The sequence below is a fragment of the Leifsonia sp. Leaf336 genome (assembly GCF_001423695.1).
GTDB lineage: Bacteria > Actinomycetota > Actinomycetes > Actinomycetales > Microbacteriaceae > Leifsonia.
Genome location: NZ_LMOZ01000001.1, coordinates 1,289,688 through 1,303,314 on the forward strand (window position 1 = coordinate 1,289,688; position 13,627 = coordinate 1,303,314).

The following is a 13,627-nucleotide window of genomic DNA, read 5'->3' on the forward strand; positions in this document are numbered from 1 at the left end:
GCGTAGCCTGTACTCTGTTCAACCGACTCGCGGACCGAAAGCAGCACCTGTGACGATCAAACCCGACCTCAGCGCCACCATCCCCAACGACCTGGGTGCAGTGCACTTCGTCGGGATCGGCGGTTCGGGGATGAGCGGCATCGCCCGTCTGTTTCTGGAGTCGGGTCACACGGTGACCGGGTCGGACGTCCGGCACTCGGCGAACGTCGACGCGCTGCGCGCGCTCGGCGCCACCGTCACGATCGGCCACGACGCCGCGAACGTCGGCGACGCCGACACGGTCGTGGTCACCGGTGCGCTGTGGCAGGACAACCCGGAGTACCAGCTGGCGCTCGAGAAGGGCCTCCCTGTGCTCCACCGGTCGCAGGCGCTCGCGTGGCTGATCAACCGCAAGCGGCTCGTCGCGGTGGCCGGCGCGCACGGCAAGACGACCTCCACGGGCATGATCATCACCGGCCTGCTCGGGCTCGGCGAAGACCCCAGCTTCGTGAACGGCGGCGTGATCGCCTCGCTCGGCAAGAGCTCGCAGACCGGAAGCGGCGAGCTGTTCGTCGTCGAGGCCGACGAGTCGGACGGCTCGTTCCTGCTCTACGACACGGCCGTCGCCCTGATCACCAACGTCGACCCCGACCACCTCGACCACTACGGCTCGCTGGAGGCGTTCGAGGACGCCTTCGTGACCTTTGCGAAGGAGGCGGACGAGTTCGTCGTGGTGTCCTCGGACGACGCCGGCGCGACCCACGTGCACCGCCGGCTGCGCGAGGTCGCTCCCGACAAGCGCGTGATCACCTTCGGCGAGGCCGAGGACGCAGACGTCCGTGTCCACTCGATCGTCACCGACGGACCTGTGGCGTTCTCGCTGAGCTATCGGGGCGAGGAGTACGCGGCGCGTCTGCGCGTGCCAGGGCGGCACAACGCCATCAACGCGGGCGGCGCGTTCGCCGTCCTGACGGGCCTCGGCTTCGACCCGGCCGCCGCGCTGGCCGCCGTCGCCGAGTTCGGGGGGACCGAGCGTCGCTTCGAGCTGCACGGCACCGTGGGCGGCGTGAGCGTCTACGACGACTACGCGCATCACCCGACCGAGGTCGCGGCCGCCCTGTCGGCGGCGCGGACGGTCGTGGGCGACGGACGCATCATCGCCGTGCACCAGCCCCACCTCTACAGCCGCACCCGGCTGTTCGCCCGCGAGTTCGCCGAGACGCTCGAGACCTATGCCGACGAGACCGTCGTGCTCGACGTCTACGGCGCGCGCGAAGACCCGGAGCCGGGCGTGACGGGCGCGCTCGTCGCCGACCGCTTCGAGCATCCCGAGCACGTCGCGTTCATCGCCGACTGGCAGGCGGCCGCCGACCACACGGCCAGCATCGCCCGCGAGGGCGACTTCGTCATCACGCTCGGCTGCGGCGACGTCTACCGCATCGTCCCGCAGCTCCTCGACTCGCTCCGCCGCGTCCGGGAGTAGTCGCCGGTGAAGCGTCCCCAGGGTTTCGACCGGCCCGTCGCGCCGCGCGCGGGCGTGCCGGACGCTCCGGCCCCCGCCGCGCCGGAGAGCTCGCCGGAGAGCTCGCCGGAGCGCCCGGCCGCGGTCGGCACGGTCACGGAGCCCATCCCGATCGTGCGTCAGGACGTCGTTGCGACGCCGCGCGAGCCGGAGCGCGAGACGCCACGCGAGGCATCCGAGGCGGACCGTGCCGCGCGGCGCTACGCCGACGCGGCGATCGGCCGCATCCCGAGCAACCGCGAGATCTCCCGCGCTCTGCGGGCGGCGCGCGCCGAGCGCAAGCGCGTCGAGCGCGGCGAGGTGCGGCGCTTCACCAAACGCTCCCGCCATCGCCGGATGCTCTGGCTGGGTGGGGCGGGCGTGGTCGTGGCCCTGGTGCTCGGCGTCGTGCTGGTCGGACTCTCCCCGCTGCTCGCCCTGCGTCACGTGGAGGTCGTGGGCGCCTCGCGCCTCGACCCCGCGGCGATCGCGACGAAGCTCGACGACCAGGTGGGCAAGCCGCTCGCCCTGCTCGATCAGGCCGAGATCTCGAGCGACCTCGCGGGGTTCCCGCTCATCCGCAGCTACACGCTCGAGAGCCATCCGCCCGACACTCTCGTGGTCCGGATCGTCGAGCGTCAGCCGATCGGCGTCGTGCAGCAGGGGTCGGCGTTCGTGCTCGTCGACGAGGCGAAGGTCCCGATCTCCTCGAGCGCGACGCGGCCGGCGGACTTCCCGCTGATCTCGGCCACCGGTGCGGCGGCCGACGCGAACGCCGACTCCGGGTTCGCCGCGGCCTCCGCCGTGCTGGCGTCGCTGCCCACCGACGTGCTCGGGAGGGTCGACACCATCTCGGCGAAGACCAAGGACGACGTGTCGTTCACGCTGCGCGGCAGCGGTGCGACGGTCGTCTGGGGGAGCGCGGAGGACTCCGCGCTCAAGTCGGCGGACCTCGCCGCGCTCCTGAAGGGAGCGCCCGACGCGCGCCGCTACGACGTCTCGTCGCCGCACAGTGTGACGACGGGATGACCGGGTTGGAGGCTCACTTTGCCGACACGCCTGGAAGCTGCGGCGGGTGGAGGCAAAGCGCCTCTACCGTCGAATTGAGAATTGCATACTCAGCATAACTTTAAGCCTCGAGTTGAGGTTGAAGGTTCCCGTGGAGGCCGGAAGTGACAGCAAACCAGAACTACCTCGCCGTGATCAAGGTCGTCGGCATCGGCGGCGGCGGCGTGAACGCCGTCAACCGCATGATCGAGCTCGGCCTGCGCGGCGTTGAGTTCATCGCCATCAACACGGACGCCCAGGCGCTGCTCATGAGCGACGCCGACGTGAAGCTCGACGTGGGTCGCGAGATCACCCGCGGCCTCGGCGCCGGAGCCGACCCCGAGGTCGGCCGCCGGGCGGCGGAGGACCACGCGGAGGAGATCGAGGAGGCGCTCGCGGGTGCCGACATGGTCTTCGTGACCGCAGGTGAGGGCGGCGGCACCGGCACGGGCGGCGCGCCTGTGGTCGCGCGCATCGCCAAGTCGATCGGCGCGCTCACCATCGGTGTGGTCACCAAGCCGTTCTCCTTCGAGGGCAAGCGTCGCCAGCAGCAGGCCGAGTCCGGCGTTCAGCGCCTCAAAGAAGAGGTCGACACCCTCATCGTCGTCCCGAACGACCGGCTGCTGGAGATCAGCGACCGCGGCATCAGCATGCTGGAGGCGTTCTCCACCGCCGACCAGGTGCTCCTCGCCGGCGTCCAGGGCATCACCGACCTCATCACCACCCCCGGCCTCATCAACCTCGACTTCGCCGACGTGAAGTCCGTGATGCAGGGCGCAGGCTCGGCGCTCATGGGCATCGGCTCGTCGCGCGGCGCCGACCGCGCCATCAAGGCGGCGGAACTGGCGGTCGCCTCGCCGCTGCTGGAGGCCTCCATCGACGGCGCCCATGGCGTGCTGCTCTCCATCCAGGGCGGATCGAACCTCGGCATCTTCGAGATCAACGACGCGGCCCGCCTGGTGCAGGAGGCCGTGCACCCCGAGGCCAACATCATCTTCGGTGCGGTCATCGACGACACCCTCGGCGACGAGGTGCGCGTCACGGTCATCGCGGCAGGCTTCGACGGCGGCGAACCGAAGTCGGTGCAGGCCGCGGCCGACACGCGCCGCTCGACCTTCGTCGAGACGGGACCCGAGGAGGCGGCCGCCTCCTCCTCCGCGATCGTGGAGGCCGGCGAGGTGGAGGCCCCCGCGACGGAGTGGCACGCGACCGGCGAGACCCCGGTCACCGAGACGGCCCAGAAGGACCCGGCGTTCGACGACGAGAATGACGACCTCGACATCCCCGACTTCCTCAAGTAACGCGCTCGCCGAGCGGCTGGCCGCGGTCCGCGGCGGTATCGCCGATGCCGCCAGGGCCGCCGGCCGCGCGCCGGAGGAGCTCACGACCATCGTCGTGACGAAGTTCCACCCGGCCTCCCTCGTGCGCGAGCTTGCGGCGCTCGGCGTTCAGGACGTGGGGGAGAACCGGCACCAGGAAGCGCAGGAGAAGGCGACCGAGCTCGCCGACCTCGGCCTGCGCTGGCACTTCGTCGGGCAGCTGCAGAGCAAGAAGGCCCGCCAGGTGCGGCGCTACGCCCGGGTGATCCACTCGATCGACCGCTCGTCCCTTGTCGACGCACTCGCCTCCGAGGAGGACGTGGTCGACGCGTTCGTGCAGCTCAACCTCACCGACGACCCCGGCCGCGGAGGCGTGGCGGACCGGGACCTCGAAGCGCTGGTCGAGCGGGTGCTCGAGACGCCGGGGCTGCGACTGCTCGGCGTCATGGCCGTGGCGCCGCTGGACGAGGAGCCGGCTCGCGCTTTCGAGCGGGTGCGCCGGGCGAGCGAACGCGTCCGGACACTCGCGCCGGATGCCGTCGCCATCTCGGCGGGGATGTCGCAGGACTACCGCGAGGCGATCGCGGCCGGCGCGACACACCTTCGGATCGGCACGGCCATTACCGGGAATCGGCCGACCCTTGGTTAATCTCGAAAGGGAGAAGGTTCATACAGTGCGTGCGAGGCGTCGGCGCACCGGTCTACACGGAGGAAGCGCATGGCCAACCCGCTGAAGAAGACGATGGTCTACCTGGGCCTCGCCGACGAGGAGCTGGAGTTCGACGAGCAGCCCCAGGAGCAGGCGCAGCACCAGCCGCGCCGCGAAGCTCCTGCGCCTGCGCCCGTCCAGCCCGTCCCGCACCCCGCTCCGGTCGCCCCCGTGGCCGGTCGCGCTCCGGTCACCCCGCTGCGCAAATCGTCCACCGCACGGAATGTTTCGGTACAGGAAATGAACGAGATCCTCACAGTCCACCCCCGCCAGTACCGCGACGCGCAGGCGATCGCCGAGTCCTTCCGCGAAGGCATCCCGGTGATCATCAACCTCTCGCAGATGAGCGAGAGCGACGCGCGCCGTCTCATCGACTTCGCGAGCGGCCTCTCGCAGGGCCTCTACGGCAAGATCGAGCGGGTGACTCCCAAGGTGTTCCTGCTCTCCCCGTCGCACGTCGTGGTCTCCGGAGAGCACGGCGGCCAGGACGCAGACGTCGACGCCTCCTTCTTCGCGCAGGCCTGACAGCCTCCGTACGAAAGCGCACCGTCCGGCCGGGCGGTGCGCTTTCGTGCATTCTCGGTCGTTCATACTGGAAGCGTGCTTGTCCTCTCGATCATCGCGAACGTCCTCTACTACGTCCTCCTGATCTACTTCTTCGTGCTCTGGGCGCGGTTCGTGCTCGACCTGGTGCGGACCTTCGCACGGCAATGGCGCCCGCGGGGCTTCGGACTCGTCCTCGCCGAGTCCACGTACGTGGTCACCGACCCGCCGATCCGCTTCTTCCGCCGGATCATCCCGCCGCTGTCGATGGGGCCCGTCGCGATCGACTTCGGCTGGAGCCTCACCATGCTCGTCGTCATCATCGGCTTGTATGTGACCCTGAGCTTCACCTGAGCGCGGCCTCCCTGGGAGGTTGGCGAGCGTCGGTGTCGGAGCGCGGCGCGCACCCGTTGTAATGTGGTCGAGGCCGACGCACCACGGGTGCGGCGGAGTGCGCTCTCGCGGCGCACTTTGCTAGCGTTGGCTGAACGCACTCAATGTTCGTCTTTTTCATGATCGAAGGTGGCTTGCCATGGCGCTGACTCCGGAAGATGTAGTCAACAAGCGGTTCCAACCGACGAAGTTCCGTGAGGGCTACGACCAGGACGAGGTCGACGACTTCCTCGACGAGGTCGTCGTCGAACTGCGTCGTCTGACCCAGGAGAGCGACGAGCTCAAGCAGCGCCTCGTCGCGGCCGACTCCCGCATCGCCGAACTGCAGCGCAGCGGCGGCGCCGCTCCGGCCGCTCCCGTCGCAGCCGCCGCGGCCGCCGACAACGGCGAGGTGCAGCGCCTCCAGCAGGAGAACGACGAGCTCAAGCAGCGCCTCGCCGCCGCGCAGCACGAGGCCGAGACCGCTCGGCAGCAGGCGTCCGCCGCGCCGGCCGCCGCCGCTGGTGCCGCTGCCGGGTTCGCCGCCGGTGGTGCGACCGACGCGAACGACCCGAACGCGACCAACAACCTCCTCCAGCTCGCGCGCCGCCTCCACGAGGAGCATGTGCGCGAGGGTGTCGAGAAGCGCGACGCGCTCATCGCGGAGGGCCACGCCACCGCCGCCCGCATCGTCGCGGAGGCCGAGTCCAAGCAGCGTGCGCAGATCAGCGCACTCGACCAGGAGCGCACCGGTCTGGAGCGCCGCATCGACGAGCTCCGCACCTTCGAGCGCGACTACCGTCAGGGCCTGAAGGGCTACATCGAGGGTCAGCTTCGCGACCTCGACAGCCAGCCCGCCGCCGCGCCGTCCGGTTTCGGGCAGGGTCGTCCGGCTCAGGGCACCGGCAGCGTGCCGACCCCGGTCCCCGCCGGCTCGGGTGACGCCAACAGCCAGGACCAGGGCGCACAGCCCCCGGTCTTCCCCGGCTTTGGAGGCTAGTCCTTCGAGGACCAAGGTCAGCATCAGGGCCTTGGCGATCCTCGCCGTGGTCGCGCTCTGCGTGTACCTCGTCGACCAGATCGCCAAGGTCCTTGTTGTCGCTAACCTCTACGAGGGCCAACAGGTCCAGGTCCTCGGGCAGCTCCTCCAGTTCCACTTCGTCAAGAACCCCGGTGCCGCGTTCTCGATCGGCAGCGGCTCCACCTGGATCTTCTCCATCGTCGGCGTCGGCGTGCTCGGCTTCGTCATCTGGTACGCGCCGCGCATCCGCTCGACCGCGTGGGCGATCCTGTTCGGCCTCCTGCTCGGCGGTCTGCTCGGAAATCTGACCGACCGGCTCTTCCGCGAGCCGGGCTTCGGAGTCGGCCACGTCGTCGACTTCCTGCAGATCCCGCTGCTGCCCGCGATCTTCAACCTCGCCGACGTCGCCATCGTCTCGAGCATGGTGCTGTTCCTCATCCTCACCTTGCGCGGCATCGGCCTGGACGGCCGGCGCCCGAGCGAGGAGGACGACGAGACCGAGGACGACGAGATGGCGTACGACGAGAACGCGGACGACGACCGGCCCGCCCCGGCGGACGAGCCCTCCCACGTCGACAAGCCGGGCGCCCCGCAGTCCTGATGGAGTCGCGCAGTTTCCCCATCCCCGACGGTCTCGACGGGTCGCGCGTCGACGCCGGGCTCGCCAAGCTGCTCGGCTTCTCGCGCAGCTTCGCGGCCGAGATCGCCGAGGCCGGCGGCGTCACGGTCGACGGCCGCCAGGCCGACAAGTCCGATCGCCTGACGGCAGGCTCCTGGCTCGAAGTGAGCTGGCAGCCGCGTCAGGAGGCGCGCATCGTGCCGATCGCCGTCCCCGAGCTGACTGTCGTCCATGACGATGACGACATCGTGGTGATCGACAAGCCCGTCGGTGTGGCGGCGCATCCCTCCGTCGGCTGGGAGGGCCCGACCGTGCTCGGGGCACTGGCCGCCGCGGGTTTCCGCATCTCGACCTCCGGGGCCGCCGAGCGCCCCGGCATCGTGCACCGCCTCGACGCCGGCACCAGCGGGCTCATGGTCGTGGCCAAGTCGGAGCACGCCTACACCGTCCTCAAGCGGGCCTTCCACGACCGCACCGTCGAGAAGATCTACCACGCCGTCGTACAGGGACACCCCGACCCGCTCACCGGCACCATCGACGCGCCCATCGGGCGCCACCCGCGGTCGGACTGGAAGTTCGCGGTCGTCGCCGGCGGCAAGCCCTCCGTGACGCACTACGAGACGATCGAGGCGTTCCCGTCGGCCAGCCTGCTCGAGATCCATCTCGAGACCGGTCGCACGCATCAGATCCGCGTCCACATGGCGGCCCAGCGGCACCCGTGCGCCGGCGACGCCATGTACGGGGCCGACCCCGCCCTGTCGGCGCGGCTCGGGCTCACCCGCCAGTGGCTGCATGCGGTCCAGCTCGCGTTCGAGCACCCCGCGACGGGGGAGTGGGTCACGTTCACGACGACCTACCCCGAGGATCTGCAACACGCTCTCGACGTGCTCCGAGCGTCGTAGGTCAGACGTAGTCTTAAGCCCAAACCTCGACCCGGAGCACCAGTGCCTTCGACTGATTCGTTCGTCCATCTCCACGTCCACAGCGAGTACTCCATGCTCGATGGGGCCGCACGCGTCAAACCGCTCATCGAGGCCGCGGTCGAGCAGGGCATGCCGGCCGTGGCCATCACCGACCACGGCAACATGTTCGGCGCCTTCGACTTCTGGCGCACGGCGACCGACGCGGGCATCAAGCCGATCATCGGCACCGAGGCGTATCTGACGCCGCGCACCCACCGCACCGACAAGACCCGTGTGCGCTGGGGAGACGGCGGGGGCGACGACGTCTCGGGCTCCGGCGCCTACACGCACATGACGATGCTCGCGGCCACGACCGAGGGGATGCACAACCTGTTCCGGTTGTCGTCCTACGCCTCGATCGAGGGTTACTACTTCAAGCCGCGCATGGACCGCGAGCTCCTCAGCCGGTACTCGAAGGGGATCATCGCGACCACCGGCTGCCCGTCGGGCGAGGTTCAGACGCGCCTGCGGCTGGGCCAGTACGACGAGGCCAAGAAGGCCGCGGCGGAGTTCCGGGACATCTTCGGAAAAGAGAACTTCTTCGCCGAGATCATGGACCATGGGCTCGGCATCGAGCGCCGGATCATGAGCGACCTGATCCGGCTCGCGAAAGAGCTCGGCATCCCGCTCGTCGCGACCAACGACCTCCACTACACGCACGCCGCGGACGCCAAGAGCCACGCCGCGCTGTTGTGCGTGCAGTCGGGCTCGACGCTCGACGACCCCAACCGGTTCAAGTTCGACGCCGACGAGTTCTACCTCAAGACGCCGGAGGAGATGCGTCAGCTCTTCCGCGACCACCCCGACGCGTGCGACAACACGCTGGCGATCGCCGAGCGCGTCGACGTGAAGTTCGACACCGCGGCGAACTACATGCCGCGCTTCCCGGTGCCCGAGGGCGAGAACGAGCAGAGCTGGTTCGTCAAAGAGGTCGAGAAGGGGCTCGAGGAGCGTTACCCGAACGGCATCACCCCCGAGGTGCGCAAGCAGGCCGACTACGAGATCGGCGTCATCTCGCAGATGGGCTTCCCCGGCTACTTCCTGGTCGTCGCCGACTTCATCAACTGGTCCAAGCGCAACGGCATCCGCGTCGGGCCGGGCCGTGGTTCGGGCGCCGGCTCGATGGCCGCCTACGCCATGCGCATCACCGATCTCGACCCGCTGCAGCACGGCCTCATCTTCGAGCGCTTCCTCAACCCCGACCGCGTCTCCATGCCCGACTTCGACGTCGACTTCGACGACCGCCGCCGCGGCGAGGTCATCAAGTACGTGACCGAGAAGTACGGGTCGGAGCGCGTCGCGCAGATCGTCACGTACGGCACCATCAAGGCCAAGCAGGCGCTGAAAGACTCCGGTCGCGTCCTCGGCTTCCCGTTCTCGATGGGCGAGAAGCTCACCAAGGCGATGCCGCCGCCCGTCATGGGCAAAGACATCCCGCTGACCGGGATCTTCGACAAGGAGCACCCGCGCTACAAGGAGGCCGTCGACATCCGCACCGTCGTCGAGACGGATCCGGAGGCCAAGACCGTCTTCGACACGGCGCTCGGGCTCGAGAACCTCAAGCGCCAGTGGGGGGTGCACGCGGCCGGCGTCATCATGTCGTCGGATCCGCTCATCGACGTCATCCCCATCATGAAGCGCGAGCAGGACGGCCAGATCGTCACGCAGTTCGACTATCCGGCGTGCGAGTCGCTCGGCCTGATCAAGATGGACTTCCTGGGTCTGCGCAACCTGACGATCATCAACGATGCGCTCGACAACATCCGCGACAACCGCGGTGTGAACCTCGTCCTGGAGGACCTCGAGCTCGACGACCGGCCCGCCTACGAGCTCCTGTCGCGCGGAGACACGCTCGGCGTGTTCCAGCTCGACGGCGGCCCGATGCGCTCGCTGCTGCGCCTGATGAAGCCCGACAACTTCGAGGACATCTCGGCACTGATCGCGCTGTACCGACCCGGCCCAATGGGCGCGAACTCGCACACCAACTACGCGCTGCGCAAGAACGGTCTGCAAGACATCACACCGATCCACCCGGAGCTCGCGGAGCCCCTGGAGGACATCCTCTCGACCAGCTACGGCCTGATCATCTATCAGGAGCAGGTCATGGCGATCGCGCAGAAGGTCGCGGGCTTCTCACTCGGACAGGCCGACATCCTGCGTCGCGCGATGGGCAAGAAGAAGAAGTCCGAGCTCGACAAGCAGTTCGAGGGCTTCTCGCAGGGCATGGTCGATCGCGGCTACTCGATGGCGGCCGTCGGCAAGCTGTGGGAGATCCTCCTGCCGTTCTCCGACTACGCCTTCAACAAGGCGCACTCCGCCGCCTACGGCGTCATCTCGTACTGGACGGCCTACCTCAAGGCCCACTACCCCGCGGAGTACATGGCGGCGCTGCTCACCAGCGTCGGCGACTCCAAGGACAAGATGGCCCTCTACCTCAACGAGTGCCGGCGCATGGGCATCAAGGTGCTGCCGCCCGACGTCAACGAGTCGAACCTCTACTTCGCGGCCGTCGGAGAGGACATCCGTTTCGGCATGGGCGCCGTGCGCAACGTCGGCGCGAACGTCGTCGAAGGTGTCAGGGAGGCCCGCGAGAGCAAGGGGCGCTTCGAGTCGTTCCACGACTTCCTCAACAAGGTGCCGATCCACGCCGCGAACAAGCGCACGGTCGAGTCGCTGATCAAGGCCGGCGCGTTCGACTCGCTCGGGAACACGCGCAGTTCGCTCCTCACGGTGCACGAGGAGGCCGTGGAGTCTGCGGTGAAGATCAAGCGCAACGAGGCCAATGGCGATATCGGGTTCGACTTCGACAGTCTCTGGGGTGAGGACGAGACGGCTCAGACACAGCACTACATCGAGCCGCGGCCGGAGTGGAACAAGAAGACCAAGCTCGCGTTCGAGCGAGAGATGCTCGGACTCTACGTGTCCGACCATCCGTTGGCAGGGTTGGAACTGCCTCTCGCCAAGCATGCGAGCACCTCGATCGCCGACCTGCTCGCGTCGGAGAACATCCAGGACGGCGAGACCGTAACCATCGCCGGGCTCGTCACGAGCGTGCAGCATCGGGTTGCAAAGGCCTCGGGCAACCAGTACGGGATGATCCAGGTCGAGGACTTCGGTGGCGAGATCACGGTCATGTTCATGGGAAAGGCGTATCAGGAGTACTCCTCGATGCTGCAGAGCGACTCCATCGTCGTCGCGCGCGGCCGTGTGAGTCTTCGAGACGACGGCATGAACCTCCACGCCTACTCGCTCATGTCACCCGACCTCGGCCAGGTCGACGAGGGTGGGGGGACGTTGATGATCGCGGTGCAGAACCGCCGCGCCACTGAGGAGATCGCCCACCGGTTGGACGAGATCTTCCGCCGCCATGAGGGGCAGAACGAGGTGAAGCTCGGCCTGATCGATGGCGGCGTCATGCGCGTCCAGAACCTCCCGCGCTATCAGGTCAAGCTGTCGCCCGACCTCTACGGCGAGCTGAAGGGCCTGCTCGGCCCCAACTGCCTGGTCTAGCGAGTCTCTTTCGTCACGAATGTCGACATTCGTGCCACGAAAGTCGACAATCGTCACGAATGTGCGCTCTCAGTCCAGCTCGCTGGGCCGGTGGTAGCGGCGCTCGTGGTAGAGCAGCGGCTCGTCGGGCTCGCCCAGCTCTCCGCCTTCGATCTGCACGACGACCACCGCGCTGTTGTGCACCGGGAACCGCTCGACGATGCGGCCGACCATCCACGAGGTCACATCGTTGATGACGGGGAGGCCGTGCGGTCCGCGATGCCAATGGTCGCCGAGGAAGCGCCGCGAGTTGTCGTCCGACAGGATCTCGGCGACGCCCTTGTTGCGCACCCCGAGCATGTGGATGACGACGCGCTCGGTCTCCGCGATCGCCGGCCAGCTCGACGCCGAGAGCGCCATGTTGAACGTCGCCAGCGGAGGGACGGCGGCGAGCGACGCGAGCGACGTGGCCGTGAAGCCGACCGGTGTTCCGTCCGCCGTCTGGGCGGTGACGATGGCCACTCCCGCGGCGTGCCGGCGGAAGGCCTGGCGGAACGCGGAGAGGTCGGGTGTGCGGTCGGTGGTCACATCGTTCATAAAGGTTAAGAAGCACCGTTCGACGTCGGGGATTCCCGCAGGGCGTTTCAGGGGCGGACACTGCCCGAGGCGGGGGAGTCGGGAGCGGATAGGCTGTTACGGCCATGATGAACACCATCGATCTCCGCGGAGTCCAGCCTACTCGCGCCGCCTTCGAGCGGCTCGTTCCCCGTCCCGTCGTCGACGTCCAGGTCGCGATGGAGGTCGCCGCAGAGCTGATCCATGACGTTCGGGCCCGGGGAGCGGCTGCCCTCGCCGAGCAGGCCGAGCGGTTCGACGGCGGGGCTCCCGCGTCGATCCGCGTGCCGGCCTCCGACATCGCCGCCGCGGTCGGGGCCCTCGCGCCGCAGGTGCGGGAAGCCCTGGAGGAGGCGATCGCGCGTGTGCGCGAGGCGACGGCCGCGCAGGTTCCGGCGGCCGCGGAGACCCGCATCGGCCCGGGCGCGACCATCGTGCAGCGCTGGCAGCCCGTCGAGCGCGCCGGCCTCTACGTTCCGGGGGGCAAGGCGGTCTACCCGTCGAGCGTCGTGATGAACGCGGTCCCCGCCCAGGTCGCCGGCGTCTCGTCGGTCGCGCTGGCGAGCCCGCCGCAGCGCGAGTTCGGCGGTGCGGTGCACCCGGTCATCCTCGGCGCCGCCGGCCTGCTGGGCATCGACGAGGTGTACGCGATGGGAGGCGCCGGAGCGATCGGCGCTCTCGCCTACGGCGTCGAAGGCATCGCGCTCGACCCGGTGCAGGTCATCACCGGCCCCGGCAACATCTACGTCGCGGCGGCCAAGCGCGTCGTGCGCGGTCAGACCGGCATCGACTCGGAGGCCGGGACGACCGAGATCCTGGTGATCGCCGACGACTCCGCCGACCCCCGGTACGTGGCCGCCGACCTCATCAGCCAGGCGGAGCACGACGAGGCCGCGGCCTCCCTGCTCGTCACCGACAGCCCTGCCTTCGCCGACCTCGTGTCCGCGCAACTCGACGCGCTCGCGGGGGCGACCAAGCACGCCGATCGCGTGCGCACGGCGCTCGGCGGCCCGCAGTCGGCGATCGTGCTGGTCGACGACCTCGCTGCGGCCGCCGCGTTCAGCAACGCCTACGGGCCGGAGCACCTCGAGCTGCAGACGTCCGACACGGATGCCCTGCTGGCGCTCATCCAGAACGCGGGCGCGATCTTCGTCGGCCCGACCGCGCCGGTCAGCCTCGGCGACTATCTCGCCGGCTCCAACCACGTCCTTCCGACCGGCGGCCAGGCCCGGTTCTCGGCCGGCCTCGGCGCGTATTCGTTCCTGCGTCCGCAGCAGGTGATCCGGTACGACCGCGACGCCCTCCGCACGGTCGCCGACCGCATCGTGGCGCTCTCCGCCGCGGAGGACCTCCCTGCGCACGGCGAAGCGGTGACGATCCGCTTCGAGTGAGCGACCTCGGCTGCAGGCTCTTGACCTCGGTCGCAGGCTCCCTCGGCGCTGGGGTCGCAG

12 protein-coding genes are annotated in these 13,627 nt (G+C 69.1%); 11 read left to right on the forward strand and 1 reads right to left on the reverse strand.

What is annotated here, in order from left to right; all coding sequences use genetic code 11:
• The first annotated feature begins 49 nt into the window (after window positions 1–49).
• The 10 genes from murC (at window position 50) to dnaE (ending at window position 11,582) form a co-directional block, all read left to right on the forward strand.
• Window positions 50–1,462, forward strand: coding sequence for a UDP-N-acetylmuramate--L-alanine ligase (gene murC / locus ASF88_RS06280; protein ID WP_055915597.1), 1,413 nt, complete (start codon window positions 50–52; stop codon window positions 1,460–1,462).
• A gap of 6 nt (window positions 1,463–1,468) precedes the next feature.
• The gene (locus tag ASF88_RS06285; protein ID WP_055915599.1) at window positions 1,469–2,509 is read left to right on the forward strand and encodes an FtsQ-type POTRA domain-containing protein; all 1,041 of its coding nucleotides are present in this window, start codon (window positions 1,469–1,471) and stop codon (window positions 2,507–2,509) included.
• 143 nt (window positions 2,510–2,652) lie between these two features.
• The gene (gene ftsZ, locus ASF88_RS06290) at window positions 2,653–3,828 is read left to right on the forward strand and encodes a cell division protein FtsZ (protein ID WP_055915601.1); all 1,176 of its coding nucleotides are present in this window, start codon (window positions 2,653–2,655) and stop codon (window positions 3,826–3,828) included.
• Window positions 3,794–4,495, forward strand: coding sequence for a YggS family pyridoxal phosphate-dependent enzyme (locus ASF88_RS06295; RefSeq protein WP_055915603.1), 702 nt, complete (start codon window positions 3,794–3,796; stop codon window positions 4,493–4,495). The genes ftsZ and ASF88_RS06295 overlap by 35 nt, the downstream gene beginning before the upstream one ends.
• 69 nt (window positions 4,496–4,564) lie before the next feature.
• Window positions 4,565–5,080 (forward strand): cell division protein SepF, encoded by a 516-nt coding sequence (locus tag ASF88_RS06300; protein WP_055915605.1) that lies wholly within the window; start codon window positions 4,565–4,567, stop codon window positions 5,078–5,080.
• 75 nt (window positions 5,081–5,155) lie between these two features.
• On the forward strand, window positions 5,156–5,452 hold the full coding sequence (locus tag ASF88_RS06305) for a YggT family protein (protein WP_055915608.1): 297 nt from the start codon (window positions 5,156–5,158) through the stop codon (window positions 5,450–5,452).
• A 178-nt stretch (window positions 5,453–5,630) separates the two neighbouring features.
• A complete protein-coding gene (locus ASF88_RS06310; protein ID WP_055915610.1) occupies window positions 5,631–6,470 on the forward strand; it encodes a DivIVA domain-containing protein in 840 nt (279 codons plus the stop codon).
• 31 nt (window positions 6,471–6,501) lie between these two features.
• A complete protein-coding gene (lspA, locus tag ASF88_RS06315; protein WP_055915612.1) occupies window positions 6,502–7,092 on the forward strand; it encodes a signal peptidase II in 591 nt (196 codons plus the stop codon).
• A complete protein-coding gene (locus ASF88_RS06320; RefSeq protein ID WP_055915615.1) occupies window positions 7,092–8,012 on the forward strand; it encodes an RluA family pseudouridine synthase in 921 nt (306 codons plus the stop codon). The genes lspA and ASF88_RS06320 overlap by 1 nt, the downstream gene beginning before the upstream one ends.
• A 93-nt stretch (window positions 8,013–8,105) precedes the next feature.
• Entirely contained in the window at window positions 8,106–11,582 is a 3,477-nt protein-coding gene (dnaE, locus tag ASF88_RS06325) for a DNA polymerase III subunit alpha (protein WP_055916786.1), read from the forward strand.
• A 69-nt stretch (window positions 11,583–11,651) separates the two neighbouring features.
• On the opposite strand, the gene ASF88_RS06330 is transcribed toward dnaE, so the two are convergent.
• A complete protein-coding gene (locus tag ASF88_RS06330) occupies window positions 11,652–12,158 on the reverse strand; it encodes a flavin reductase family protein (protein WP_055915617.1) in 507 nt (168 codons plus the stop codon).
• Window positions 12,159–12,262: 104 nt separating this feature from the next.
• Between ASF88_RS06330 and hisD the strand changes: the two genes are divergently transcribed.
• Window positions 12,263–13,567: a histidinol dehydrogenase gene (hisD, locus tag ASF88_RS06335; protein WP_055915619.1), complete on the forward strand. Its 1,305-nt coding sequence runs from the start codon at window positions 12,263–12,265 to the stop codon at window positions 13,565–13,567.
• Window positions 13,568–13,627 lie beyond the last annotated feature (60 nt).

Coding starts and splice junctions, on each gene's coding strand:
- ASF88_RS06295 (WP_055915603.1), top strand. CDS start 3,794: ATGACGACCTCGACATCCCCGACTTCCTCAAGTAACGCGCTCGCCGAG.
- ASF88_RS06300 (WP_055915605.1), top strand. CDS start 4,565: ATGGCCAACCCGCTGAAGAAGACGATGGTCTACCTGGGCCTCGCCGAC.
- ASF88_RS06310 (WP_055915610.1), top strand. CDS start 5,631: ATGGCGCTGACTCCGGAAGATGTAGTCAACAAGCGGTTCCAACCGACG.
- ASF88_RS06320 (WP_055915615.1), top strand. CDS start 7,092: ATGGAGTCGCGCAGTTTCCCCATCCCCGACGGTCTCGACGGGTCGCGC.
- dnaE (WP_055916786.1), top strand. CDS start 8,106: ATGCTCGATGGGGCCGCACGCGTCAAACCGCTCATCGAGGCCGCGGTC.
- ASF88_RS06330 (WP_055915617.1), bottom strand. CDS start 12,158: ATGAACGATGTGACCACCGACCGCACACCCGACCTCTCCGCGTTCCGC.
- hisD (WP_055915619.1), top strand. CDS start 12,263: ATGATGAACACCATCGATCTCCGCGGAGTCCAGCCTACTCGCGCCGCC.